Annotated in this window: 1 protein-coding gene; it reads left to right on the forward strand. The window is 37.6% G+C overall.

Going from position 1 to position 213, the window contains the following annotated elements; translation table 11 throughout:
* On the forward strand, positions 1-213 hold a 213-nt coding region (locus ACXAGJ_RS24850), incomplete at both ends, for an AMP-binding protein (protein WP_474843918.1).

A 213-nucleotide genomic window follows, 5' to 3' on the forward strand; every position in this document is an offset into this window, starting at 1 on the left:
GGTTCTACAGGTAACCCTAAGGGGGTAAAGGTTAATCATGGTAATGTATTGAATCTGGTTTGTTCTCAGTTGTCCTGTTTCGGGATTGATGGTAGTGATCGTATTTTACAGTTTTCCAATATAGGATTTGATGCTTCTGTAGAACAGATTTGGTTAGCCTTATGTAGTGGTAGTGTTTTGGTTTTATTGGATGAAGCTACGATTTTGGATAGT

The sequence above is a fragment of the Aquimarina sp. AWH4_224 genome (assembly GCF_056160245.1).